We start from the raw sequence: 1,733 nt of genomic DNA, 5'->3' as shown, positions 1-1,733 counted from the left end.
GCTGCATGCTCAACCGCGTCCTGGCCGAGCGAATCCCCGCGGTTCTCGCCCGGCGCGGCGTCGCGGCCCGCATTCCCCACGCCGTGCCGCCCGGAGACGGCGGGCTCGCGCTCGGACAGGCCCACCTCGCGCGGCTTGCGCTTGCGCGCGGGCGGACGGCATACGAATATTTGGGCGACCGCACGGCTCCCGCGGCGGACGACCCGATTGAAGTTCACAACGAGAACCCCGCCTGACGGGGTGGAAGAAAAGAATCATGTGTCTTGCAGTACCCGCTGAAATCAAGTCCGTCGCCGAAGACGGCATGGAGGCCCTTGCGCTCATCGGCGGCATCGAGAAGAAGGTGGACGTCTCGCTCATCGACAACCCGCAGCCGGGCGACTGGGTGATCGTGCACGTCGGGTTTGCGCTGAACCGCATCGACGCGGCCGAGGCCGAGGAGACGCTCAAGGTGCTCGCCGCCGCGGGCGGAGCGCCCGACGCCGCGAACGCCTTCGCCGCGAAGGAGGACCAGGCGTGAAGTACGTGGACGAATACAGGAACGGCGACGAGGCGCAGAAGCTCGCCCACCGCATCCGCGCGGAGGCCGATCCCGCCCGCGCCTACCGCTTCATGGAGTTCTGCGGCGGGCACACCCACGTGCTCTCGCGCTGGGGCCTCACGGACCTGCTCCCCGAAAACGTCCGCATGATCCACGGGCCGGGCTGCCCCGTCTGCGTGATGCCGATCGGGCGCATCGACATGGCGATGGCGCTCGCCCTGAATGAGGACGTGATCCTCTGCACCTACGCCGACACGATGCGCGTGCCCGCCTCCAAGGGCCGGAGCTTTTTCAAGTGCCGCGCCGAAGGGGCGGACATCCGCATGATCTATTCGCCGATGGACGCGGTGAAGGCGGCCGTGGAGAACCCCGACCGCCAAGTGGTCTTCTTCGCGATCGGCTTTGAGACGACGACGCCTCCGAGCGCCGCGGCGATCCTCGCCGCGAAGCGTCTCGGGCTCAAAAACTTCTCGGTCTTCTGCAACCACGTCCTCACGCCCGCCGCAATGGAGCACATCCTCCTCACGGCTCCCGACCGCCCCGACGCGCCGAAGCTCCAGGGGCTCGTGGGGCCCGCGCACGTCTCGGCCGTGATCGGCTCCAACCCCTACCTGCACTTCTCGGAGAAGTGGCGCATGCCCGTCGTCGTCTGCGGATTCGAGCCCCTCGACATGCTCCTCTCCATCCTGATGCTCGTGCGTCAGGTGAACGACGGGCGCGCCGAGGTGGAGAACGAATTCACCCGCGCCGTGACGAAGGAGGGGAACCTCAAGGCGATCGCGCTCATGGCGCAGGTCTTCGAGCCGCGCGAGTCCTTTGAATGGCGCGGCCTCGGGCGCGTGCCGAAGTCCGCGCTGAAGATCCGCCCGGAGTACGCGGAATTCGACGCCGAAAAACGCTTCGTGATGCCCGAACGCTCGGTTCCCGACAACAAGGCCTGCGAGTGCGGCGCGATCCTGCGCGGCGAGAAGGCGCCGAAGGACTGCCGGCTCTTCGGGCGCGCCTGCACGCCCGCGCACCCGATCGGCGCCTGCATGGTCTCGTCCGAAGGCGCCTGCGCGGCGTACTTCAGCTACGGGCGGCACGCCTGAGGCGGGCGCAGCAAGGGCCCGCGGAACGAACACAACGAACAGGAAGGAAGAATCATGACTGAACCCAAGACTGAGGCGCGCTCGCTCAAGGCCGAGCGCGC

Annotated in this window: 3 protein-coding genes; all 3 read left to right on the top strand. The window is 68.1% G+C overall.

The genetic code is table 11. The features are described from left to right. Positions 1-236 (top strand): Kae1-like domain-containing protein (locus ACT6Y9_RS10820; protein ID WP_443744535.1); only part of this gene is annotated, 236 nt, incomplete at its 5' end. Between the two features lie 20 nt (positions 237-256). Beyond that, complete coding sequence (locus ACT6Y9_RS10815; protein WP_443744534.1) at positions 257-520, top strand: HypC/HybG/HupF family hydrogenase formation chaperone; 264 nt, start codon at positions 257-259, stop codon at positions 518-520. Then, entirely contained in the window at positions 517-1,632 is a 1,116-nt protein-coding gene (gene hypD / locus ACT6Y9_RS10810) for a hydrogenase formation protein HypD (protein WP_443744533.1), read from the top strand. The genes ACT6Y9_RS10815 and hypD overlap by 4 nt, the downstream gene beginning before the upstream one ends. The last annotated feature ends 101 nt before the right edge of the window (positions 1,633-1,733 follow it).

The sequence above is a fragment of the Sutterella sp. genome, assembly GCF_052272535.1.
Classification (GTDB): Bacteria; Pseudomonadota; Gammaproteobacteria; order Burkholderiales; family Burkholderiaceae_F; genus Sutterella.
The sequence above is the reverse complement of the archived record's forward strand: the minus strand, read 5'-3'. Positions and strand labels throughout refer to the sequence as shown.